The sequence below is a fragment of the Halalkalibacter alkaliphilus genome (genome assembly GCF_023555415.1).
In the GTDB taxonomy this organism is placed as follows: Bacteria; Bacillota; Bacilli; order Bacillales; family Bacillaceae_D; genus Halalkalibacter; species Halalkalibacter alkaliphilus.
The window spans coordinates 55,265-79,971 of record NZ_JAKRYL010000017.1; the positions used below are offsets into that span (position 1 = coordinate 55,265).

At 37.4% G+C, this 24,707-nt stretch carries 22 protein-coding genes and 1 pseudogene; 9 read left to right on the forward strand and 14 right to left on the reverse strand.

Annotated elements, in window-relative coordinates:
* Positions 1-4,596: a glutamate synthase large subunit gene (gene gltB / locus MF646_RS15915; protein WP_250097504.1), complete on the reverse strand. Its 4,596-nt coding sequence runs from the start codon at positions 4,594-4,596 to the stop codon at positions 1-3.
* Positions 4,597-5,037: 441 nt separating this feature from the next.
* On the opposite strand from gltB, the gene MF646_RS15920 reads away from it, so the two are divergent.
* Positions 5,038-5,352 (forward strand): hypothetical protein, encoded by a 315-nt coding sequence (locus tag MF646_RS15920; RefSeq protein WP_250097505.1) that lies wholly within the window; start codon positions 5,038-5,040, stop codon positions 5,350-5,352.
* The gene (locus MF646_RS15925) at positions 5,349-5,852 is read left to right on the forward strand and encodes a hypothetical protein (RefSeq protein WP_250097506.1); all 504 of its coding nucleotides are present in this window, start codon (positions 5,349-5,351) and stop codon (positions 5,850-5,852) included. The genes MF646_RS15920 and MF646_RS15925 overlap by 4 nt, the downstream gene beginning before the upstream one ends.
* A 59-nt stretch (positions 5,853-5,911) precedes the next feature.
* Here the strand turns inward: MF646_RS15925 and MF646_RS15930 are convergent, their stop codons facing one another.
* Complete coding sequence (locus tag MF646_RS15930; protein WP_250097507.1) at positions 5,912-6,985, reverse strand: DNA alkylation repair protein; 1,074 nt, start codon at positions 6,983-6,985, stop codon at positions 5,912-5,914.
* Between the two features lie 45 nt (positions 6,986-7,030).
* Here MF646_RS15930 and MF646_RS15935 point away from each other — a divergent pair.
* Positions 7,031-7,132 (forward strand): annotated as a pseudogene (locus MF646_RS15935) (formate/nitrite transporter family protein); the annotation flags it as partial.
* Between the two features lie 180 nt (positions 7,133-7,312).
* Here the strand turns inward: MF646_RS15935 and MF646_RS15940 are convergent.
* Both MF646_RS15940 and MF646_RS15945 read right to left on the reverse strand, forming a co-directional pair.
* Entirely contained in the window at positions 7,313-8,323 is a 1,011-nt protein-coding gene (locus MF646_RS15940) for an NAD-dependent deacylase (RefSeq protein ID WP_338035508.1), read from the reverse strand.
* 189 nt (positions 8,324-8,512) lie between these two features.
* Entirely contained in the window at positions 8,513-9,442 is a 930-nt protein-coding gene (locus MF646_RS15945; RefSeq protein ID WP_250097508.1) for a LysM peptidoglycan-binding domain-containing protein, read from the reverse strand.
* Between the two features lie 334 nt (positions 9,443-9,776).
* On the opposite strand from MF646_RS15945, the gene MF646_RS15950 reads away from it, so the two are divergent.
* Complete coding sequence (locus MF646_RS15950) at positions 9,777-11,204, forward strand: alanine/glycine:cation symporter family protein (protein ID WP_250097509.1); 1,428 nt, start codon at positions 9,777-9,779, stop codon at positions 11,202-11,204.
* Between the two features lie 101 nt (positions 11,205-11,305).
* Here MF646_RS15950 and MF646_RS15955 read toward each other — a convergent pair whose 3' ends face one another.
* Entirely contained in the window at positions 11,306-11,602 is a 297-nt protein-coding gene (locus tag MF646_RS15955; protein ID WP_250097510.1) for a DUF6407 family protein, read from the reverse strand.
* A 160-nt stretch (positions 11,603-11,762) separates the two neighbouring features.
* Here MF646_RS15955 and MF646_RS15960 point away from each other — a divergent pair, with 160 nt between their 5' ends.
* On the forward strand, positions 11,763-13,226 hold the full coding sequence (locus MF646_RS15960; RefSeq protein ID WP_250097511.1) for an NADP-dependent isocitrate dehydrogenase: 1,464 nt from the start codon (positions 11,763-11,765) through the stop codon (positions 13,224-13,226).
* 136 nt (positions 13,227-13,362) lie between these two features.
* Here MF646_RS15960 and MF646_RS15965 read toward each other — a convergent pair whose 3' ends face one another.
* Entirely contained in the window at positions 13,363-14,340 is a 978-nt protein-coding gene (locus MF646_RS15965; protein WP_250097512.1) for a ring-cleaving dioxygenase, read from the reverse strand.
* Between the two features lie 317 nt (positions 14,341-14,657).
* Here MF646_RS15965 and MF646_RS15970 point away from each other — a divergent pair, with 317 nt between their 5' ends.
* Both MF646_RS15970 and yyaC read left to right on the forward strand, forming a co-directional pair.
* Entirely contained in the window at positions 14,658-15,080 is a 423-nt protein-coding gene (locus MF646_RS15970; RefSeq protein WP_250097513.1) for a hypothetical protein, read from the forward strand.
* Positions 15,081-15,260: 180 nt separating this feature from the next.
* The gene (gene yyaC, locus MF646_RS15975) at positions 15,261-15,863 is read left to right on the forward strand and encodes a spore protease YyaC (protein WP_250097514.1); all 603 of its coding nucleotides are present in this window, start codon (positions 15,261-15,263) and stop codon (positions 15,861-15,863) included.
* A 260-nt stretch (positions 15,864-16,123) separates the two neighbouring features.
* Here yyaC and MF646_RS15980 read toward each other — a convergent pair whose 3' ends face one another.
* Positions 16,124-16,750, reverse strand: a complete 627-nt coding sequence (locus MF646_RS15980; RefSeq protein WP_250097515.1) for a LysM peptidoglycan-binding domain-containing protein — start codon at positions 16,748-16,750, stop codon at positions 16,124-16,126.
* 169 nt (positions 16,751-16,919) lie between these two features.
* Here MF646_RS15980 and MF646_RS15985 point away from each other — a divergent pair, with 169 nt between their 5' ends.
* Entirely contained in the window at positions 16,920-17,939 is a 1,020-nt protein-coding gene (locus MF646_RS15985) for a CotS family spore coat protein (protein WP_250097516.1), read from the forward strand.
* Positions 17,940-18,030: 91 nt separating this feature from the next.
* Positions 18,031-18,237 carry a heavy-metal-associated domain-containing protein gene (locus MF646_RS15990; protein WP_250097517.1) on the forward strand — a complete coding sequence of 69 codons (207 nt, stop codon included), beginning with the start codon at positions 18,031-18,033 and terminating at the stop codon, positions 18,235-18,237.
* A gap of 489 nt (positions 18,238-18,726) precedes the next feature.
* Here the strand turns inward: MF646_RS15990 and MF646_RS15995 are convergent, their stop codons facing one another.
* From MF646_RS15995 to MF646_RS16025, 7 genes are all read right to left on the reverse strand, one after another.
* The gene (locus MF646_RS15995) at positions 18,727-19,080 is read right to left on the reverse strand and encodes a nicotinate-nucleotide diphosphorylase (RefSeq protein WP_338035510.1); all 354 of its coding nucleotides are present in this window, start codon (positions 19,078-19,080) and stop codon (positions 18,727-18,729) included.
* 186 nt (positions 19,081-19,266) lie between these two features.
* A complete protein-coding gene (locus tag MF646_RS16000) occupies positions 19,267-19,524 on the reverse strand; it encodes a ferredoxin (protein ID WP_250097518.1) in 258 nt (85 codons plus the stop codon).
* Positions 19,525-19,566: 42 nt separating this feature from the next.
* A complete protein-coding gene (locus tag MF646_RS16005; RefSeq protein ID WP_250097519.1) occupies positions 19,567-20,511 on the reverse strand; it encodes a DMT family transporter in 945 nt (314 codons plus the stop codon).
* A 25-nt stretch (positions 20,512-20,536) separates the two neighbouring features.
* Entirely contained in the window at positions 20,537-21,463 is a 927-nt protein-coding gene (locus tag MF646_RS16010) for a DMT family transporter (protein WP_250097520.1), read from the reverse strand.
* A gap of 4 nt (positions 21,464-21,467) precedes the next feature.
* A complete protein-coding gene (locus MF646_RS16015) occupies positions 21,468-22,682 on the reverse strand; it encodes a Gfo/Idh/MocA family protein (protein ID WP_250097521.1) in 1,215 nt (404 codons plus the stop codon).
* 17 nt (positions 22,683-22,699) lie between these two features.
* Entirely contained in the window at positions 22,700-23,419 is a 720-nt protein-coding gene (gene phtC, locus MF646_RS16020; protein ID WP_250097522.1) for a 3,4-dihydroxyphthalate decarboxylase, read from the reverse strand.
* Between the two features lie 25 nt (positions 23,420-23,444).
* Positions 23,445-24,707, reverse strand: a complete 1,263-nt coding sequence (locus tag MF646_RS16025; protein WP_250097523.1) for an aromatic ring-hydroxylating dioxygenase subunit alpha — start codon at positions 24,705-24,707, stop codon at positions 23,445-23,447.

A 24,707-nucleotide genomic window follows, 5' to 3' on the forward strand; every position in this document is an offset into this window, starting at 1 on the left:
TCACCCTCCATCTTTTATTTGATTCACTGCTTTTTTACTATCTTCAAAAGCTGCAAGTGCGGCTTTATATTTGCTTAAACCGCTCGCTTCATAACGCTGGATTCGCTCTTGCATTTCTAAATAGTCTTTTGGTATGACTCGAGCAAACTTATCTTTCATCCTTGGCCAATCTTCAAGCAATCTTTTTCCAAGTGGACTATTCGTATACTGTACATGTTTTTCTACCAATTGGTACACCATTTGAATCTCAGCCTCGTCGCTAACTTGCCCTAAAATCACTTGCTCCTGATTGCATTTTCTACTAAAATCATCTGATTCATCGAATACATAAGCGACACCGCCTGACATTCCTGCTGCAAAGTTCTTTCCCGTTTTTCCAAGTACAACGACTTTCCCACCGGTCATGTACTCACAACCATGGTCACCTACCCCTTCTACTACAACATGAGCACCACTATTCCTCACACAGAATCGTTCCCCTGCAATGCCATTGATATAAGCTTCGCCAGCCGTTGCTCCGTAAAAAGAGACGTTTCCGACTATGATGTTTTCTTCTGGTACAAAAGTACTTTTTCTTGAAGGGTAAACAATAATCTTACCACCTGATAAGCCTTTTCCTAAAAAGTCGTTCGCATCACCAACAAGTCTCATTGTGAGTCCGCGTGGAATAAAGGCAGCAAAGCTTTGCCCCGCTGATCCTTTGCAAGTCAGGTCAATTGTGTCTTCTGGCAAGCCCATTGCTCCGTAACGCTTCGTAATTTCACTTCCAAGCATCGTTCCTGCAACACGGTTGATGTTACGAATTGAAAAAGTCGCTCTGACCTTTTCTTGATTTTCAATCGCCTCCGTACACAGTGGGATTAACTCTTGAGCATCTAACGTTTTATCGAGTCCATGAGCCTGCTCCACCGTGGCATATCGGCTAACTTTTTCAGGTACGTCCGGCTGATAAAGCAATTCACTAAGGTCAATCCCTTTTGTTTTCCAATGCGTAATCGCCTGATTAGCCTCCAATATATCCGTTCGTCCAATCATCTCATTCATCGTTCTAAACCCTAGTTCAGCCATCAATTCTCGTACTTCTCTAGCGATAAATCTCATAAAATTTGCGACATGCTCTGCTTCTCCAGGAAATTTCTTTCTTAGCTCCGGATTTTGAGTTGCCACTCCTACTGGACATGTGTCAAGATGACAAACGCGCATTAAGATGCAGCCTAACACAACTAATGGTGCGGTTGAAAATCCGAATTCTTCTGCTCCTAGAAGTGAAGCAATGACAACGTCTCTCCCTGTCATCATCTTCCCATCGGTTTCAACGACAATTCGGTCACGCAACCGATTTAATAACAACGTTTGATGTGTCTCAGCAAGTCCGATTTCCCAAGGCAAACCCGCATGTTTTAAGCTCGTCCTTGGTGCTGCTCCGGTGCCGCCGTCGTATCCGCTAATAAGAACAAGATCGGCTCGTCCTTTGGCAACACCTGCTGCAACTGTACCGACACCAACTTCGGATACTAACTTGACACTAATTCGAGCAGACGGATTGGCGTTTTTCAAATTATGGATTAATTCAGCCAAATCCTCAATTGAATAAATATCATGATGTGGAGGTGGTGAGATGAGACCAACACCAGGTGTAGAACCTCTCACTTCGGCAATCCACGGATAGACCTTCTTTCCTGGAAGATGCCCGCCTTCTCCTGGCTTCGCTCCTTGCGCAACTTTTATTTGAATTTCATCTGCATTCACAAGGTAATAGCTACTTACCCCAAAACGACCTGAAGCGACTTGCTTGATAGCACTTCGACGTAGGTCTCCATTCGGGTCGGGAGTAAATCTTTCTGGATCTTCCCCTCCCTCACCAGAGTTGCTCCTTCCACCGATTCGATTCATTGCAATTGCCAGAGCTTCATGGGCCTCTTTACTAATCGACCCGTATGACATCGCACCTGTTTTGAACCTTTTGCATATTTGCTCAACGGATTCTACTTCATCAATTGGAATCGGTTCACGCTTTTTAAAAGAAAGCAAGCCGCGAATAGACTGCAAATTGTGGTTCGTATCTGTTAGCATTTTTGAATACTCTTTAAATAATTTGTAACTGTTAGAGCGACAAGCTTGTTGCAAAAGATGAATCGTCTTTGGATTGTATTGATGATCTTCTCCGTCTTGACGCCACTGAAAATCATCCCCTGAGTCGAGTGTTTTTTCCGTTCCACGCACTTTTGCAAACGCATGTTTATGTCGCATCATTACTTCCTGTGCAATGATATCAAGGCCAATTCCACCAATGCGGGATGCTGTTTGCGTAAAGTACTTTTCAATTACACTTTGATCGATTCCAATTGCTTCAAAAATTTGAGCTCCTCGATAGCTTTGTATCGTTGAAATCCCCATTTTTGATAAAACTTTTAAAACCCCATCAGTTGCCGCTTTTCGGTAAACATCAATTGCGGTTTCAATCTCCGTATCTCTAATGTCGCCATTTTCAATGAGCCCACGTAATGAATCATACGCCAAATACGGGTGAATAGCCTCTGCACCAAACCCAAGTAACGCTGCGAAATGGTGAACTTCCCTTGGTTCGGCTGAATCGACTAAAATACTCACTTTCGAGCGTGCTCCACTACGAATGAGATGATGGTGCAAACCTGAAACAGATAATAACATAGGTAATGCCGCATGAGTCTTGTCCACTCCACGATCTGATAAAAGGAGCAATGCTGCTCCACCTTCAATTGCTTGATCTGCCTTACTAAAGAGCGCTTCTAACTGTTCTTTAAAATTCGGAACACCGTTATCTACGGAAAATAATGTAGAAAGTGTCTCGACCTTGAATGAAGATAAACTAAGCTTCTCTAACTGCTCACCGCTCAAAATAGGGGTTTCTAATTGAAGTTTCCTACAACTCTCAGGTTCAGGGTTCAATAAGTTTCTTTCTGGTCCAATTGTTGTAAGGACTGATGTAATCACTTCTTCACGGATAGCATCAATTGGTGGATTCGTCACTTGGGCGAATAGCTGTTTAAAATAGTTATATAAAAGCTGTGGTTTTTTTGATAAAACAGCGAGAGGTGAATCATATCCCATTGAACCAACAGGATCTTTCCCGTCTGTCACCATTGGTTTTAAAATTTTATTCAACTCTTCATTTGTATAACCAAAAGCAAGCTGTTGGATTGTTCGTTCTTCTGCGTTAAACGAAATGCTTTCGGTTTTTGATTCAGACAAATCATTAAAGCTAACTAAATGTTCATCCAACCAGTCTTGATATGGGAATTCAGAAGAAATTTCTTCCTTGATTTCTTCATCAGGAATAATTCGGCCTTTCTCTAAATCAACAAGCAGCATCTTTCCTGGATGCAAGCGATCCTTGTATTCGATATCCTCTGCAAAAATATCAAGCGCGCCCACTTCTGACCCTAAAACAATCATTCCATCTTTTGTGACGTAATATCTTGCCGGCCTAAGTCCATTTCGATCAAGACAAGCACCAATTTGTTTGCCATCCGTATATACGACTGCTGCTGGACCATCCCACGGCTCCATTAGACAGCTATGATATTCATAAAATGATTTTTTCAATGGATCAATTAGATCATCATTTGCCCAAGGCTCAGGAATCATCATCATTGCTGTGTGTGCTAACGAGCGTCCTGACAAATGCAGAAATTCAAAACAATTATCAAACATCGATGAATCACTACCGTCCGTATCTATCACCGGAAAGAGCTTTTGGTGATCATTTGCGTCAAACTGATCTGATTTACACTGGGCCTCTCGCGCTTGCATCCATTTAACATTTCCTTTGATCGTATTAAATTCTCCATTGTGAATCGTCATCCGATTTGGATGCGAACGCTCCCAGCTTGGAAATGTATTTGTACTAAAGCGGGAGTGGACGAGCGCTAACGCTGACTTAAAATAAGGGTGATTTAAATCAATATAAAATGAGTCTAATTGCTCAGGAATTAACATCCCTTTATAAACGATTGTTCTCGTTGATAAACTGCAAATATAAAAGCCTTCCCGATGCTCTTTATCAGTCGCTGGAATTTCTTTTTCCAACCGTTTTCGAATGACATACAATTTTCTTTCAAAAACATTTTGATCTGTTATTTCACTTGAAGGTGTGATGAACATTTGGCGGATAAAAGGCTTGGACTTTTTCGCCATATCTCCAACAAAGGAGTCATTGACCGGAACAGTCCGCCAGCCAAGAAATGTTTGCCCTTCCTCTTCAACTACAGCTTTAATCTGTTTTTGAACTTGTTTTCTTATACTAGGATCCTGAGGCAAAAAAACCATCCCAATCCCGTATCCGCCCTCATTTGGAAGAATGATGTTTTCTTTTTCGCATTGCTTCTCAAAGAAGGAATGCGGGATTTGCGTCAGGATTCCTGCCCCATCCCCCGTGCTCGTATCGGCCGACTGTCCTCCTCGATGCTCCAAATTACACAAAATCGTAATTGCATTTTCTACTATTTCATGCGTTTTCGTTCCATTAATATTCGCGACCATTCCAATTCCACAAGCTTCATGTTCATTAACAGGATCATACAAGCCTTGTGCAACTGGATACCCTTTCCTACTCATGACAACATCCCCTTTCACCATAAATCAAACTGGCATATGTATATGTCCACCTTCCACACTAATACATGGTTTACGGTTAGCAATAATCATAAAGTAGTGTAAACTTCTTCCACCTTTTTCATACGAATTAGTGGCAAAACTTTGACTATATATTAAGCTACTTTTCTTGAATTATAGTTAGATATTCAAAAAGCCATCTCTCAGCTATAAAGTTATAGTTCTGTATATTTCAAAAATATGTAGTAAACAATATCAACAACTATAGAAAGTGAGGGGATAAATTTGGGATTTTCACTTTTTTTCTTACTAACATACCTTATTTCCTCACTATTTATCGTGATGGAAAAGAAATTAAACATTTTCGAAAATACCTTTATCTTTTTGTTGATTCTCGTGATTAACATTAATTTTTCGTGGATCCTTTTTGAAGAGTTAAGATTTGTGACTGTGGCCGAAGAAACACTAAATTATATGGCCTTTTTACTTAATCGAAGTTTGATAATACCTATGATTTTAGTTGTATATGTTAATTTATTTCATACATTTAAGAGTACGTCTCGTCGTATTTACCTTACCTTTTTATCGTTAGGGACTATGCTCTCAGTTGTTGGTGTCTCGATCTTCTTTCAGATTCTCACGTACGTTAATTGGAATATTGGGTATGATGCCATCTACTTTGCCCTTCTACATTTGATTGCTTTTTATACGTATCGATTCTTAATTAAATTTGCTTATCGCGAGGTAAACTACTCATGATTTTATGGGAACAATTAGGTATTAATGAACTCTCAATTTTAATGATGCTTATCGTGGTTTTTACTGTATTTGGGCTTCTACCAAAAAGGTTGCCTCGTTATATTACACTATTAAGTTTGTTATGGGGATTAGCTAGTGGCATGTTTTTTGATTTCACCATTGGTGGAGGTTTATTTGACTTTTATCAAGTGAATGATTCACCTAGATATGAATTATTCGATCTTCTCTATTACATTTTATTTGCTCCATTCAGTTATTTCTTCATTTATTTTTATGAAAAATTAGAGATCAATAAAAAGATATTTGTATGGTACATCATCGGCTGGAGCATTGTAGGAGTTGGAGTCAATTGGCTTTACACCCAACTCGAAATCATTCATTTCCATAGTGGGTATATACTCCCATACTCATTTGTCGTTTTTCTTGTTGTCCAAACGATAACGGGTCTGTATTACGAACTCATTAAATCACGGAATCTTGCAATAGCAACTGAACGATAAAAAAGACACTTGCTCTGCAACATACTTGCAAAAAGGTACGTGTCTCTTTTTATTAATTTTTAAACAACTTCAAAGTCCAATGAAGCTTTTGGTGTACCATTAATAATGATTGTAATCGTATGTATGCCTTGATAATGGTTCCTTGTCGATAAATTTTTAAAGGAATGAGTTTTTGAATACTCCTTTGTTTGATCATGAAGTAGTTTCATCTCTGTAATTTTAAACACCTTTTGATTCCGATTACCTCTTGCCTTCACAAAATCAATTGCGTACTCTATTCTTACTTTTGTATCTTCAGTAGCTTGAATGCGAAACGAAAACTGAATGGCCTCACCAATTGCTACTTTATTTGAACACGTAAAATGGTCCAGCTTAACCGCTTCGTCATTTTCATAACCAAAGATCGCTAACACTTGTTTATCGCCTTTCTTTAATAATGTACGACATGCATGTTTCACAATCCAATTTGTTTGTTCATGATCCCCATACCACTTTCTCGCAATTTCTCGTACAAGGTCTGGATGTGTTTTGGAGATGTCGTTTAAATTATTCGCAACACTTTTTCGAACATACAACGATTGATCCTTTTTTAAGTTTTCTAAGATAGGTAAAACTATATAAGGGTTCTCTTTCAATTTGGGCACGGTCATTCCCCACGGGAGACGTGGTCTAGCCCCTTCACTTGCCAACCTTCTTACATGTTCGTTCGTATCAGTCGACCACGTTACTAACTGTGCGATCATTTTTTCCTGATTGGAAAGGAGAAACGGTCTAACCGCAAATTCTGATGTAGAATATTGAGTAAACTCTTTTAATGCTTGCATTGATTGGTCCCAGTGATTCATTCCGTACTGTTCGACATAATCAGGGAAAATTAAACCACTAAGGCCTTCTTTTAATGATGGATCGACCCTATGCAAGATAGCTAAGGCTTCCGGATAATCTTTAGGTAATGTATCATAAAGTGCTTCTGTAATACGACGCATCCGCTTTTTTAAAGCAAGGTCTTGCCAGTCTCTTTGAAAAATGAGCTGATGGCATACATCACGATTATAATTGGGATATTCGGTTTTTATTGCGTTTGTGAGCGACTCAACAAAATCAAGATTATACACATCTTTTAAACTTTTCATGGGTACGATCCTTTCCATATTAAAAATGAATACACCTTGGCTAGAGTATTCTTCCGAGGGATATTCTGTAATTTGCTTGTCTGTTTAGCTTTCTTTATCCCTGTAACTCTTAAAAGGGAAGGTGCGATAATCTTCACAATGGCTTTACATTGGTTGAGCGAAAGGTATTAGCTTTTGTTAAGCGGCTCCCTATCTTTAGAGCTCTGATGAATGCCTTTTCCCGGTTTTCCTCAGCGGGTTCTGTCTCTCTAAGCTCCCATGAAGACCTTTTCCAGCCTTTCCTCAGCGATTTGTGTCATCATGGCACTATCAATTAACACCTCGTTTTCAATGTAACTGTAACAAGTCATTTACACCATTAAGTATATCTTTCGCCTTCCCTTGAATCAAAATATCAAAATTACTGTCGACTTCTTCCATATTAATAAGAACCGTTTGCCCATTTGTTAAAAAAGGGAGCTCATTAGCAGGATAAACTTCTAAACTCGTTCCAATCACAATAACTACATCTGCTTTTCTGATTTGCTGGAAAGACCTTTCCCATGCAGCTTGTGGCAATGCTTCCCCAAATAGGACGACATTTGGTCTTAGTTTCCCGTTACAGTTATTACATGTTTCACCATCAATGAATTGTTGCTTAGTGCCTTCTTTTCCGCATGCTTGGCACCTTACATTGGAAATAGAACCATGAAGTTCTGCAACATTCTTGCTTCCAGCTTGTTGATGGAGCCCATCGACATTTTGTGTAACCGTCAGATGAACAAGGCTCCTTTTCTCCCATTCAGCCAAAATCTTATGCCCTTCGTGTGGTTTAATCCCTTCAAGTGCATGCATTCGTGCACAATAAAACTGATGAAACAAGGAATATTGATTTTCAAGAGCTTCCACAGTCGCAACCGTACGTGGATCAACGTTCCTCCACCATCCTGACTTGGAACGGAAGTCCGGAATTCCACTTTCCGTTGACATCCCCGCACCTGTAAACACAACCGTATGGGAAGAAGTTCGTAAAACTTGCACTAAATTTACCCATTTAGGAATACATAGGGTAGCCCAAAGGAGAGCTTCGTTTCGGCTTATCTTTTTCTGACAGATTACATTCCAAATTTCTTCTCCAAACACTGGGTGAACATAGGAAGGAATAAACTCAGTCCAGTTTTCAACAACATTATTCAATGCCGCTTCTAATGTGCCTTGCCATTTCACTTCACTCTCTAGCTCAGACGATTCAACTTGAAACATCCATTCCCGTGATTTCATTTGCACTCCATGAACTAAAACTCTTCTATCATCCTTTGCTAGTTCTACAATTGTTTCTACTTCGGATCGAGCTTTCATCGACATTTCCTCCCTCTCTTCTTCGCCCCAAAAAACTCTAAAACCTTAATACGATTTCCGCTTTTATGGCGATTTAAACAAAAAACACCTTCTCACGGCACTAGTCAGAAAGCCTTTGGCTAAAAAAACAGGTTTTTGGTGGATAAGATCTAAAAAGCGAACAGCACCTAAAGACTGTTCGCTTCAATATTAAAACGTAATCGTTTGAAGTTGATTCAACAAACGAGGGGTAATATCCTCCGCTTCTTCCTTATCAGGCAAATGAAGAGTTATTTTTACATATTGTCCATTGATCTTTTTAACGACAACACTTTGCCTTACCTTTCCATTCTCACTTGTCAAATACAATTCATTGTTCTTATAAAAAGAGTGCAATTGTGAAACATTTTTAACTTCACGAACCGAGCCAGTAACTTGTAAATATTGCTTCGCTTCGTTCTTCATACTTGAAAGTGTTGCCTGATTATCGACAAGTTGGACTCTTGCAAAGAAGCCATTATCTCGGTTTGAGAAAAGTTGATAAATACCTGGCTCTTCTTTCACAAATTGAAATCCACTTTGTACATTCAATTTTACTTCTTTATTTATAGTTGCACTTTTAGAAACAGCAAGTTTTTGTCCTGGAAAAATAAGATTAGAAGTTAAATTGTTCATTTGCTTTAATTCTGCAACCGTCATGTTATGAGATCTTGAAATACTAAAAAGTGTATCTCCTTTTTTGACCTCATACTTCACTGCATTGGCGTCTTTCACCTTTAACATTTGAGCAGGATAAATGATATTGTTTTCTAGATTATTTATCTGTTTTAACTCATCGACCGTCATGTTATAGGATCTAGATATGCTATAGAGCGTATCACCTTTTTTCACTTGATAAGACACAAGCATCCCATCTTTAACTTGCAATGTCTGACCAGGATAAATGATATTACTCGTCAACTTATTCATTTGTTTTAATTCATTTACGGTTATGTTATTTTCTGTAGCAATCCGGTACAACGTATCACCGCTCTTTACTTCATAAGTAGCTGCACCTGCACTTTGAGCAAATCCTAACATTGCTGCTAAGCCTATCGACATTGCCGTTATCTTTAATACTCTCTTCTTACTCTTCCCCATTTTTGGCACCTCTTTTATTTTGTATTTCTTGATGTCTTCAAATATGTAACGTTGAGGTAGCTACTAAGGTTGCAATACGACGAGCCTAAATTTGCGTTAAACTCGAATTAAAATATAACACTATCTTTTTTCATAATTCCTCTTTAACTAAAATATCAAATCTAGCATAGCAACAGTCGTTTCACCTACCCCACTATGACGCACCAACGTTTCAACCCATTAAAGCAAAAAAACTTTTTTTGTCGGATTCTGTTGATTTTTCTTGATATACCTTTATAATTATCCTCTAATAATAATTTTCTAAATATAACTACAATAAGAGGAGTTTCTGTTCATGTTCGTTGTCGATTTTCTTAATAATATACTTTGGTCTTATGTCGTTATTTTGGGCCTCTTAGGTGTTGGCATTTATTTCACCATTCAAACAGGTTTTGTTCAATTTAGATATGTAACAGAAATGGTTGGAGTAGCTTTTGAAAAAACCCCCATACAACAACCAGGAGAAAAACCAATTTCAGCTTTCAAATCATTCTGTATAGGTTCTGCGACTCGAATCGGTACAGGAAACTTAGCTGGGGTAGCAGTTGCCGTTACATTAGGTGGTCCTGGTGCTGTTTTTTGGATGTGGATTGTTGCATTGCTTGGAGGAGCAACAAGTTTTATTGAAAGTACATTAGCCCAAATTTACAAAGCAAAAGATCAAGACAAGCCAGGAACATACCGAGGAGGTCCTGCTTACTACATTACTAAAGGGTTAAATAATAAGTGGCTAGGTGCGATTGTTGCCATTTTATCTACTTTCACTTTTGGTCTTGTATTTAATTCCGTTCAAAGCAATACAATCTCTGCTGCGTTTGAAACAGCATTCGGGTTAAATACAGCAATCGCCGGAATTATATTAGTCTTATTAACAGGTATCATTATTTATGGTGGTGTTCACCGAATTGCTAATGTAACTAGCGTTATCGTTCCTTTTATGGCTATTTCCTATATTATTATAGCTTTATTTGTTTTAATAACAAACATCCATCACTTTCCTGCTGTCATTTCGTTAATTGTAGGTAGTGCACTTGGATTGGAACAAGCAATCGGCGGGGGAATCGGTGCTGCCATTATGCACGGGGTAAGACGCGGCTTATTTTCAAATGAAGCTGGTATGGGAAGTACACCAAATGCTGCAGCAACTGCTCACGTTTCACATCCTGCTAAACAAGGGTTTATGCAAACATTAGGTGTCTACTTTGATACGTTAATTGTCTGTACCGCTACTGCGTTCATCATTCTAATCTCAACAGATGTTTATACCTCAGGCAACTATGAAGGAATTACTTTATTGCAAGCTGCATTAAGCTCACAAATAGGTGAATGGGCAAATATTTTCATTGCCATTGCAATCTTCTTATTCGCTTTTAGTTCGATCATTGGAAGCTACTACTATGGTGAAACAAACTTGCAATTAATAAAAAAAGACAAACAGACCTTGCATGTTTATCGATTCGCAACAATGGTATTTGTGATGATTGGCTCTATTGTTGGACTAGGAGCTGTTTGGGAAGTAGCTGATTTATTTATGGCTATGACCACTATCATTAACCTTACTGCCATTGGGTTATTAAGTGGTATTGCTTTTAAAGTGTTGAATGATTATGAAACCCAACGTAAACAAGGATTAAACCCTACCTTTAATCCAATCAAGTTAGGCATCAAAAATACGGAAAGTTGGGACGTAGAAGTTAAAAACGATCAACAAAAAGTAAGCTGATAAGGATTACTTCAAAAGCCGAAAATAGAAGCGGCATTGGCTCTGATTTCTATTAGTCGGGGGTGTCTTAAAAGGTCAAAAACCTTTTAGACACCCCCTCTTTAATGTTTTCTAACTACGCTGCTATCATAAATAACCTCAAGACCGATTCCATTTTCGTTTCCACTAGCTATTCTAGCTAATTTCAATAGCATATTTTCTTCTGCCATGGATGCCAAATATAACGTTTCAATCCTCTTATTACCTACTTCCTCAACTCTTTCTACCGTTTTTAAGTCATAGTAGTCAATTGCTTTTCGAATGATTTCTTTTATTTGATTATGGTTTCCGGAATCAAAATCCCCAATTTTTTGAATCATATCCTGAACAAACTGTTCAAATGATTTTTTTGAACTCACTAAAGCACCACTCTTTCTTTACTTTCTATCCGTATAAGTCAATTTTTAATATTACCAAATTCGGTACAAATAGCAAATAACCTTATATCAATAAATAAACAACTTTGGTTCAAACTATAACGTAATAAACTAAAGACAGCTTTGAAGGGAGAGAGCATCTATGACAAACAAGCGTACCGTTACGATTGCACGAGGAGACGGAATCGGTCCAGAAATAATGGACGCGACACTGAAAATATTAGAACACGCAGGAGCAGCAATTGAACCTGAATTTATTGATATCGGTGAACAAGTTTACTTAAGTGGAAACACTTCCGGGATTCCTGATGACGCGTGGGAATCGCTTAGACGTAACAAAGTATTCCTAAAAGGGCCAATCACTACCCCTCAAGGAGGAGGCTACAAAAGTTTAAATGTTACGATTCGTAAAACATTAGGTTTATTTGCAAACGTACGACCAAATATTTCATATGCGCAATTTATTAAGACAAAGCATCCGAATATGGACCTTGTCATCATTCGCGAAAACGAAGAAGATTTATACGCTGGAATTGAGCACCAACAAACCCCTGAGGTCGTACAGTGTTTAAAACTAATTACTCGTCCTGGTTCAGAGAAGATTATTCGTTATGCATTTGAGTATGCTAAAAAAAATAATCGCAAAAAAGTAACTTGCTTTACTAAAGATAACATCATGAAATTAACCGATGGGCTTTTCCATAAAGTATTTAAAGAAGTAGCTAAAGAGTACCCTGATATCGAAACAGAACACTGGATCATTGATATTGGAATGGCCAAAATTGCAGACACTCCCCAAGACTTCGATGTAATTGTTATGCCAAACCTTTATGGAGATATCGCATCTGATGTTGCTGCTCAAATTACCGGAAGTGTTGGCCTAGCAGGTTCAGCGAACATTGGTGATCAATTTGCTTTATTTGAAGCTATTCACGGCAGTGCACCAGACATAGCTGGGAAAGGCATCGCTAATCCGTCTGGTTTGCTACATGGGGCAATTATGATGCTTGTTCATATTGGCCAACCTGATGTGGCAGCCCGTATTCATAACGCATGGTTTAAAACATTGGAAGACGGGGTCCATACAGGTGATATCGCAAAAGGTGGGGCATCTGTTGGAACAAATGAATTTGCTGAAGCAGTCATTGCAAGGCTTGGACATTTACCAACTACCGTGACTCCAGTGGAATACAAAAATACAGAGGCAAGCGAAGAGGGTTCCTTTACTCTTTCTCCAGCGGTCAAAGATCGCCCGAAGCCAGATATCGTTCGTCAATTAGATGGAGTGGATGTATTTCTTTTTAACAACGAACAAACACCTGAAGAAATTGGTCAAGCATTAGAAAAGGTGGCTGGACCTGAGTTCTCCTTAGCCGTCATTACCAATCGAGGTGTAAAAGTCTATCCAAATGGATTCCCGGAAACATTTACAACCGATCACTGGCGTTGTCGCTTTCAAATAGCAAATGAGCAAAATAGAATAGATCATAACGATATTATTTCATTACTAAGTCGAATTGAGAAAACTGGGCTTGATTTTATCAAGACGGAAAATTTGTATCGCTTTAATGACGAGTTAGGGTATTCATTAGGACAGGGACAATAATAACGTAAATGAGGGCGCTGAGAAAGGTCGTCTTTCACCTCTTCAGTACCCTCTTTGCAATGTGCTGAGCTACTTATCAAGGCATTGAAAAAGGATGATTTTTGCCTTTTTCAATGCCTTCAATGGTTGTAATTTCTTATTCCTTCACAAACTCTTTCGTACTTCTCACTGTATCAATTGGTCGAACCGCTTTTTCAATTGCCTCGCGCTTAGATTCTAAGAACGGAGGTAACGATAACTTTTCTCCAAGTGTTTCATAAGGTTCATCCCCCATAAAACCTGGACCATCAGTTGCAAACTCGAATAAAATTTGCGGAGCAACTCTCGCGTAAAGCGACTCAAAGAAGTATCGATCCACATACCCTGAAGTTTGCAAGCCGAACTTAGGTAAACGATCGATCCATTCATTTAACACGGCACGACCTTCCACACGGAAAGCTACGTGATGAACCGTCCCGAAGCCTTGTTGTGCTTGTGGAAGCATAACATTATATTCAACAACTACTTGTGCCCCATTTCCCCCTTCACCTACTTCAAATAAATGAAACGATCCCTCTTTGGCAATTTCCTTAAATAAGAGTACTTTTTCAAGCATTTCTTTGAAATAATCAAACTGTGCAACTCTAATAAAAATAGGCCCTAAACCCGTTATTGCATACTCCAATGGGATCGGCCCTTTTTGCCACGGTGTCCCTGGTTCAACGCCTTTATTATGCTCATCTGATATTAATTGATATTGTTGATCGTCAAAATCAACGAAAGAAAGAGTCTTTTTGCTAAATTGTTCTTTAATCCCTGAATGCTTTACATCAAGACGATCAAACCGTTTGACCCAGTAATCTAGCGCTGCATCACTAGGTACACGAAATGAGGTTTTGAATATTTCATTTGTTCCGTGAGATCCTTTCGGGATTCCAGGAAAATCAAAGAAGGTCATGTCTGTTCCTGGACTGCCTGTGTCATCTGCAAAAAATAAATGATACGTTTGAATATCGTCTTGATTTACTGTTTTCTTCACTAGACGCATCCCTAATACGTACGTAAAAAATTCATAATTCTTTTCAGCACTGCTAGTAATGGCTGTTACATGGTGTATTCCTTTTAATTCATTCATCTTTTATCCTCCAGTAAGCAGAATCATTAATGGCGTCTATATATTAAATGTTCTGCACCTTTCTTTATTTCTATCACTATTTATCTTGAATTTAATTATCTTCAATTCGAGATAAATATATCATGAATTCTCTTTTCTTGTCAATGCATGATTGGTACTCCTTAAACCATCTGTGGAAACGTTGCATTAGCACCTCTTTTTTTATTTGTCTAATAAAAGCGCATTATGCATTATTTTAGTACATGAAAGCGCTTTAATTTAATTGATTTTCCGTTTATAATACAGGTAAGGGATAAAAAACACATGAGGTGATTGATATGAAAAAGACAACTGGTAAAAATAAAATCGTCAGCAAACCAGCACTTCGTTATGTGGTCCGCTCATTGCCTGATAAAGATTTTAAATTAAATTGGAATCATGAAGATGACGACAGCATCTTATCTATTTATGACTATAAATCAAAGCAAATCAGTGTGGCGACTTTCACAAATGGAGACCAGCTCGTTTTCAAACACTTAGACTCAACTAATCCAAAAGTGATTTCTGTTTTTGAAGAAGTACTAGGTATCCCGCTAGAAAACAGTGAAGAAAAAACATTCAATACCCTCTATTTAGAAATGGACTATCATCTAATGGAGCTACATGAGTACATACAAGCAAATGATAAGTCCAAAATAAAAGAGACCAAAGCAAAGTTAATTTTAATAAGAGAAAAAATGGAGAAATTATACGCTAACTAAACGCTATGCAAAACCATATAACAACCTTAGACAGAGTACTTTCTATTCAATCCAACTTAAAGGCTCCCCTTTAATTATTTCAGATAATTAAAGGGGATTTATTATGTTGCGAAGAATTATATCTTAACAGTTTTTTCAATCCGGTTAAGAGATGAACGATTTTGAATGAGGTGAATGGATATGTTTCAGCAACAGGTATTACATAGTGCATCGACGCTTTCTAAATGCATCATTCCATACGATCATAAATTAGCACCATTAATCATTCGCAATAACTTATTTTCACTTATTCCAGACGGTATAGAGCATATTTATGTTGCAGGAATAGGATCTAGCTTAATCAATGGAGACAGCCTTGGCCCTTTTGTAGGAACACTTCTTCATGACATGTATCCAAATCACTTAACTGTCTTTGGAAGCCTTCAGTTCCCATTAGATGCCCAAAACTTCGTCCCAACACTATCAGGCTTTAGCCTGCCAGCCAACAGCTTTGTTATTGCAATTGACAGCGTTCTTGGCCCCAAAAAGCATGTAAATTCAATTGTCATACAAGAAGGTTCTTTGCTTCCAGGAGAAGGTTTAGGTCAAAACCTCCCTCCCATTGGAGACTGCAGTGTTATGGGTGTTGTATTAGAAGATAATCCCGCACTTGAATCTGCTCTTTTTTATACGAATCTTCATCTTATTTATACAATGGCCTCAACTATCGCACGTGGCATTTCACTTACAGTTCGGCAATATTTTCACTATCCTTCTGATCAACCTATATTGTCTATTGGTTGATAAACAAATCTGTACGGTATCTTAATAGGGGTTTTGCGGCTTCTAAGAACAAACCCCGATTTTAAATCTAAAAATGCCCCGCTACACAAGAACCTAGCCATCTAAAACGAAACCCCATTTTTCTCTTTATCTCCTTTAAAAACGGAACACTTATCGCCCTTGCCTTTTTAGCTTCGCCCATGTCAGAGCAATATCAGAGGAATTATTTGGGTAAACAAAAAACGTTGGCAAGAAAATCAACTTTTTCTTGCCAACTGTAACTATTTTAAATAATTATATTCATGCCACATTCTTTCAGGTGTCACCATTGGACTAGGTACACATAGCTTTGTTCCAACTACGACCTGGTCAGGATTTTCAACATGATTATTGGCAGCAACCAAGGACTCTAATGGAATATTGAAGCGGCTTGCCAACTCATATAAAGTTTCTCCAGGTCGGACAATATGAAACCGCTCCATAGGACAGTCAACATCAATACTTGGTGGGATACAGAGCGCCTGCCCTAATAAAAGATTATAAGGGTTAACGCCTGGATTGTTGCTTAAAATGTCTTCAACCGTCACATTATACATTTGGGCAATCTGGTTTAGAGTGTCATTTGGTTTAAAAATATACTGAAATCCATTTTCGCACGGTGGCAAAGGAATACAAATTCGCTGTCCAACAAGTAAATTATTTGGCTGAATTCCTGGGTTCGCTTGTTCAAGGCTTAGTACAGCTATATTATAGCGTTGCGCTAATTGATATAGCGTATCACCAGGTTGAACGTAATATTGTTGATCAAATGAGCAGCTAAGGCGTTGCCTAATATCGGTCCAATTAAAATTATTATAGTAATAAATAATAAGCCCTCCCTTACCTCCATTTAAGAGTATTCTATTCATTTGCCTAGTTGGATGTGATTTGTGCTTAAATACCCCAATATGAAAAAGAAATTGCTACGAATTCTATTTATTTTTATAAGCTGAAATTCTTTCTTTAACTAAATATATAGGTCCATACGAAAAAACTAATTCATTCATACACTACTAAAAAAAGAAAGGATTTTTATCAGTGAATATTGCTAAAGTAATGATGAATTATTCACTTAACGTCAAAAAAATCTGCTTATTATCCGATAAGGGGAAGAAAGCCGTTTGGCTAATTAATGCAGTCTCGGGAGATTTTATTTTAAAGAAAATTCCTATAAATGAAGGCCGACTCAAATTTATGATCCATTCTATTTCTTTTTTAACTTCAAATGGTGTGCTGACCCCTAGTGTTATGAGAACGACCAATGGAGAAGAGTTTGTCGCTATGAATGGGGAGTATTATGTTTTGTTTGAAAAGGTTTATGGCAAGAAGCCTAAATATAACAAAAAAAAAGAGCTAGCGAAAATCATGAGTGGACTAGGACAATTCCATAAAGCCTCTACAGGGATTGAAATACCTAAAAATACTGAGCCGTCCTTTCTATTAGGAACGTGGAAGGATGAGTTTCGAAGAAGATACAACCAACTTGAAATTTTGAAAAAAGAACGAAAACTAGCTAGTAATAAGAATAAATTTGACGAACAATTTCTTCTACATGTGGATTCTTTCTTATCCCAATGCAACGAAGCCATATCAATATTAGATGCTTCTTGTTATGAGACATGGGTTGGAAATACTCAAAGAAACAAAACCTTATGTCATCAAGACTTTGCAGCTGGAAACCTTGCACTTGATAAAAAAGGAAATTTACATGTATTTGATATGGACTCCCTTACCATTGATCTTCCTATTAGAGATATTAGAAAAATTTTAAACAAAGTAATGAAAAAGCAAAGGTGGGATCTTACACTAATGACTGAGATGCTTTCTTACTATCAGAAAACAAACCCACTTTCAAAAGAACAATATTTTGTATTAATAGCTGATTGTTTATTTCCTCACCTATTTTATGGTCAAGTAAAAAAATATTACGGAAGTACTGAAAGGGAATGGACTGAAAAAAAGCACCTGCAACGGTTAAAAGATATGATTGCAATTGAACTAAGCAAAGAAAAAGTACTTCAGGCATTTAAGGGGGAAATTGATAAAGTCTTAAAATAATTTTTAAAATCCACTGTCATTTTCCATTATCTCTTGCATAATGAAACCTTTTCTTCAAAAAATACTTTTAAACAGGAAAAGGTGGATTTTTATGAAGAATATATCGCTGCAAGTTGAAAAGATGAGCTGTGGAAATTGCCTCGAAACAGTAGAAAATGCTTTAAAAGAAGTTAGTGGAGTTAATGAAGCAAAAGCGTCTCTAAAAGACAAGACAGTAAGTATTCAGTATGATGAATCAATGACCGATGTCCCTCATTTGGTAAAGGCTGTTGAGGATGAGGGGTATATTATTATTTAGAATTTCGTGTACACGAAATTCTTTTTTTTTTGATTTTGACTTAAGTGTGCTATAAGCAATGCTTTGTTTTCTATTTGCATTTGCAAATATTTTTTTTATGTCTGTGTCATAATAGGACCAATCCAAATATAGTTCAGAAGAAAAAAACACTGAAAAAGCTGTGAATGAGGTGTTATATTCCCCATGATAGCAGAACTGTTTGTTAGAACTGATTATTGGGTCCTTGAATCACCTTACTCTTAATAAAACAAAAAATCTAAAAACGTCATACTCCAGTTACTACATTTTCAGCACTTTTAGTTACTCTATATAGGGAACTTAGATATACACAAAATTACTAAAAGTACAAGCAAGGGTATGGGATTGATTAATCGTTTTAAGTGTGTTCTGAGGAAATAAGGCTGGAGTTCTAGATGGGTTCCAGCCCTTTTTCGTTCTTACAAAAACAGAAAAACTTTTTAACAATATTACTCTTAAGTGTTAAGTAGCTTAATTCCCTTCAATAATGAGCAAACTTAAATCCAAAACTTTAATGGAGTGTGTAATAGAACCTATAGATATGTAATCTACACCACATCCGTGATACTCTTCTATATTAGTAAGATTTATACCGCCAGAAGCTTCTGTCAAGATTGACTTTGGAATTAATCTTAAATAATCTCTAATTTGAGCAACACTACAATTGTCAAACATTATATTATCAACCTTTGATTCTACAGCTTGTCTTACTTCACTTTCAGATGTCACTTCGACTTGTACTTTAACCATTAATCCAATTTTGTCTCTAACTGCCTTTACTGCTTCTTTAATTCCTCCAGCTGCCGCAATATGGTTTTCTTTGATAAGTCAGCAGCACGACTAAAACTCTTTCTCTTGCAACGATAAAGAAGGCTTCATATTGGTGAAAATCCATATAATAACCCCCGTCATAAAAGTTATATTTCTTCTTATTATATAAATTGGCTCCATATTCCATGGAGCCAATTGTTTGATCATTCTATTATTTAGTAAGCTATTGCCACTTTAATCTTATTTAACTTCCTCTAATGTAGGCACTGAACCTTCAAATGGTTTATCCGTAACTTTAATAGACTCCGTTGGACAGCCTTCTAGTGCATCCTCCATGTCATCTAAGAGATCTTCTGGTACTTCTACAAAACCTTTGTTTTCATCCAATATCACAAAAGCAATTCCGTCATCATCATAGTCATAAATATCTGGAGCCGCTGCACCACAAGCACCACAAGCAATACATGTTTCCTTATCTACAATCGTATATTTCGCCATTATTTCTCCTCCATTCTATTTATTCTAACAATTAATATGCTATTACCCTATTTTTCTCTTTTTCTTGTTCACTTCTTGTCTTGTTTTATACCTAGTAGCTATATAAACACCGCTAAAGATCAATGCTCCTCCTATCACTTGGGCAAATGAAAGTGCCTCATTAATAAATATAAATCCCAAAATAGCAGCAAAAATGGCAGTTAAATTCATATAAACTGAACATTTAGCAGGCCCCATTAAAAAAACAGAACGATTCCAAAAAACAAATGAAATGATTGATGGAAAGATCCCAAGATATAATAAGCCTAACCATTGTGTGCCCGTAGCAATCGAAAAAACGGATTCATATTTAATCCATTCATATAACGTAAAAGGAGCAAGTAAAATGACTGCAAATATTGAACTGTACCCGAAGAGTGCTAAAGGGTGAATGTTTAGTTTTTTTCGAACCAATAGAATCGAGTATACAGCCCATGATAAAACTCCACCTAACATGATCACATCACCTATATTCCACTCAATTTGCATTAAGCGTGTGATGCTGCCATCAAACATTACCCACACTATCCCAATTAATGAAAAAATCACAGCTAAAATTATATTTCGCTTTGGGTACTCTCTCATTATGATAAATGATAAAAAAATCATAAAAACAGGCGATAAACTATTTAAAATAGCTACATTGATAGCTGTTGTATAGCTGAGGGCCCAATAAGACATGATATTGTACCCAATCACACCTGTTACGGCAAACCAGAAAAATAAGCCAATATGCTTTTTTACCTGTTGCCACTCTTTTTTTAGTGGGGTGAAAATAAATGGTAAGATAACAGCCACAGAAAAGAGAATTCGAATAAATGATATAGTTATAGGAGAAAGATCTGGGGCTAAAAAGCGTCCAACAACTGCATTTCCACCCCAAAATAATGTTGCCGTGATTAGTAGTATGGATGGATAGTTCCACGATCTACGAATTATCTCATTCATAGTCTCACACCTTTTCCATCAATAATTAAAATAAAACAACTATATTAATACCAACTAAAACCATCAAGCCTCCCACTATTGTTCGTACAGTTATATTTTCAGAGTTTTTAAGCAAGAAATAACTTAAAGGTGTTACTAATATTGGGGTTGAAAGAGTAATTAAGTTAGCAATTGATATAGGGATGTAGAACATTGAGCTTATTAAAAAGATTTGTGCACTTATTGTACAAATTCCACTTACACAATAAAGCTTTATTCCCTTACGGTTAGCATTTTTAATTGTCTTCATAAGATTTTTTGTCTTTAAACTAAAGATCATATGGAAGCCAAGTCCAATCAGGGCTCCTAGCAGTGCACCTAAAATCGGTTCGTTCCATTTTAGAACAGCAACACCACGAAGAATATTGCTAATCGCATAAGATAATGCGCTTAGTAAAGCAATCCAAACACCTGGCATGATATATTCTTTCAGGGAAGGAAATGCAACAATTCGCGCCAAATCTCTTCGGAACGCTTGACGGTGCTGTGAAGGAATATAACTGATTGTTAATAGTCCTGTTATCATGAATAAAATAGATATCCAATCAGTCAACGCTAACCGTTCCCCTAAGATTAATCCCGCTATAATAACTGTAAAGATAGGATTACTTACTTGAAACATACTAGCTTTTGAAGGGCCAATTTTTATGATTGTTTCAAAGAAAAGCCATCGCCCTAAGTATGTTGAAAAAAAACCTGCACACACAAAGAAGAAGAAGGCCGGCCAGTGAATGTAGAAGGTACTATCCCTAATAAGAAGGTGACTAATAAACAGTACACTGGCAAAAATCACATTTACACTAATTGAAATGAAAAAGCCAACTTTAATATTGAGGAGATTAGAAGCTACTTTTGTTACAATGATATTTATAGAAAACAAGATCAAAGCAATAATTGCAAAAATTTCTCCCATACTCCTACCTCTTTGAAGTTAAATTACTTTTTTTAACTCCTAATGGCACCGAAACTTGATATTCTAATAAGATTTCTTCTCTTAATTCCGCTGATTTTAAGGCTGCAACACAAACTTCTAAATTTGCTCTTGCCCACATTCCATCATGTATAAGAGGTGTACCATATACTATGGCTTCATACATTTCATCTAAAACAACGTCCCTACCATTTGTAGTCGTCGGTATTATCAACTCTTCAATATCATTTTCACCGTATACAAAAATCCCATTTGGTGATTGACGTATATCTCCTTTCTCACAGCTGACTAGCGTTAAACCGAAAAAAGGATGATTAGTTGGATTATCCCGTTTGGAGGAAACTGATTGATAGCCACGACTATTTTTTTGTTTGATTTCATCCTCAGGGCTCAACGTGTTTTCTATTTGTTTTCTCGAATTGCCATAAGGCTGATTACTTTTAACAGGACCTCCCTCACCCAATCCAAAGGTTAATTCAGTCGTATGAAAATGATCATATCCATTATAAATAGCTGTAGCAGTAACGCCATTTTCAAACTCCAGCCAGACAGAATGACCCCCTTCAGTATTTCGTTTCAGGTCCCAACGACCGGTTGAAGCGCGTACACTTCTTACATTCCCTCCTCCTAAAAAGCGAATTATATCAAACTGATGGGACCCTTGTCTGAATGTAACGCCTCCCCCTAATGAAGTATCTAATTCTTCAGGGGTACGAGGTCTATAAATCCAATCATTGTAATAAAGATTGTTGATCATTCTAACATCACCGATTTGGCCACTATCAATAATTTTTTTCATTTCAATAATCGGTAACTCGAAGCTATGAGAATGACCAACAAGCATATGAACATTATTCTTTTGACAAATTTCTATCATAGAGGAAGCTTCTTCTATTGATGTAGCTATTGGCTTCTCTACTATGATATGCTTTTTATTTTCAGCAGCAATAAAAACATGTTCCTTATGCAGTTCAGTCGGTGTTGCAATATAGATAAGATCAATACTATCGCTTGCACACATCGCCTCGATCGTTTCGTAGGCATTCGCATTAAAGTCTTTCTCAAACTGCTCACGCCGTTTTGGATCTCTTGTTGCTGCAGCTGATACGGTCATGTTTGAATGTTTTTCAACATTAGCAATAAACTCAGTTCCAGCTATTCCTAATCCTGCAATTCCAACCCTAATTTGAGAGCTCTTCATTGTACCACCTCTTATCTCTAGGCTAATAACTTAAATAATTTGTGCTCTAAATAATTCCAATTTAACTGGGCATTAAATTGTGTACCTAAATCTGGTAAATCCTTGAAGTCCTCAGGTGGAATTTCAACTGGTTCAAAACCAGATTTCACTGCTTCTAATGTTGTTTTAGCTAACTGATTTAATGTAAGAGCCTGTACGGTCGCTTCCTCAACACTCATTCCTGTAACAGTAATACCATGCCCTCTTAATAGGACAACATCTCGCTCTCCCATAACTTTAATCATTTCTTGCGCTTGTTCAGGTTTAGTAATCAAATAAGAATGTTCAAATAAAGGAATACCTTCTCTTGCCATACGGGCTGCTGGGATATTAAATGCACCAATTATAGGCTTTAAGGGTATGTTAGAAATGCTACAAATCACGGCTTCTGGAGGATGTGAGTGTACTACACAATTTACATTCTTCCTCACTTTATAGATTTCTCCGTGTACAGGGAGCTCATTTGGAGGCTTATGCTCTTCTAAAAACTCTCCATTCCCATCAAAGTCTACTATTTTAATATCATCTGGAGTTGTATATAATAGGCCTTTCTCTTTAGGTCCTCTGCAACGGATTAACATCTTGTTTTCATCTATTCTTACGCTTACGTGACCTAGTATCCCATCAAATTGCCCCTCCATCGCTAAAATCTGACAAGATCTTGCTACTTTCTCTTTGAGTTCTTTTATAGAAGCCAAATGACTTCATCCTTTCTATCTAGAACTAGTTTTTTATTTCTTCAACTTTTTTACGACCTTTACAAATATCAATAATCTCGTCAATATTCGGTGCATAACGTGTGTTCCAATCTTTTGCTACTCCTGTTAATAATTCACCCTCATCATATTTGTTTTCTTCTTGTGGTAACGAGATAAATTGTGCTTTTTCATAGTCACGAATGACACATTTTGGGTCTTCTCCCTCTTGAACACGTTTCATCTCATTCATTAACATTTTACGGTACATGATGATTCCTTTATCGGATGTCCCTAATTTCTCTGTTGTTCGGTCAGCTATTTCTCCTTGAGTCACCCATGCCATCATGTCCTGACCATCGATATAGTCGGTAATAAATTCACCATTTTCATCTTTTAACGGGCATTCATACAGCGAAATGGGATAATCTTTTGGAATCTCCACACCTTCTTTTGGCACAAAACATGTATACCAAAAATGTAATGTGTGGGTATCATCGACTGGTACGCGAATCTGGAAGGTATGCGCCCCTCCATCTCCTACTCGTAACATCGTTGGAAAAACAACGGGATGACCGATTCTCCAGTCTTCACATTCCTCTGTCTGCCCTTCTAGAATTCTTCGCTTTATAATGCCATACTCAAACTCATCGAAGCCAATTTTTACATGATGTTTGCTAATTGGCCAGTCTTCTGCTGGGCGACCTTCTTTTTCAAAAATATGTTGGAAGTAACGTCCATGCAGCCATTCTAAGTGAGTTGGATCCATTGAGTTCTCCATGATTTGAAGCCAGTTACAAGGAATCATTTGATAGCCAATTGTTCTAATGACATTGTCTTCTACAAATAAATCAAATTTAGGCAACTCTGGCGCTGGCTTTGGCCCCATGTAGGCAAAAATCAGTCCTCCAACAGCTTGAACTTCATAAGAGGTGATTTTAACTCGATTCTTAAACGTACTATTTTCGGGTTCATTCGGTTGTTCTGTACACTGACCATCATTTCGAAAACACCATCCATGGTATTGACAGCGAATCCCATCATCTTCTGGGATGCCATACACTAATGATACTTTTCGATGAGGACAGCGTTCTTCGATAAGACCAAGCCCCCCTTTTCGATTACGAAATAACACCAAATCCTCACCAAGAAGGCGCACCTTTTTTGTAGCTCTTTCCCCAATTTCTGATTCAGCCGCGATGGGATGCCAATATCTTCTTAAAAGCTCTCCCATTTCTGTACCTGGTCCTACACTCGTTAGTCGCTTGTTGTTTTCTGCTGATAAAACCAT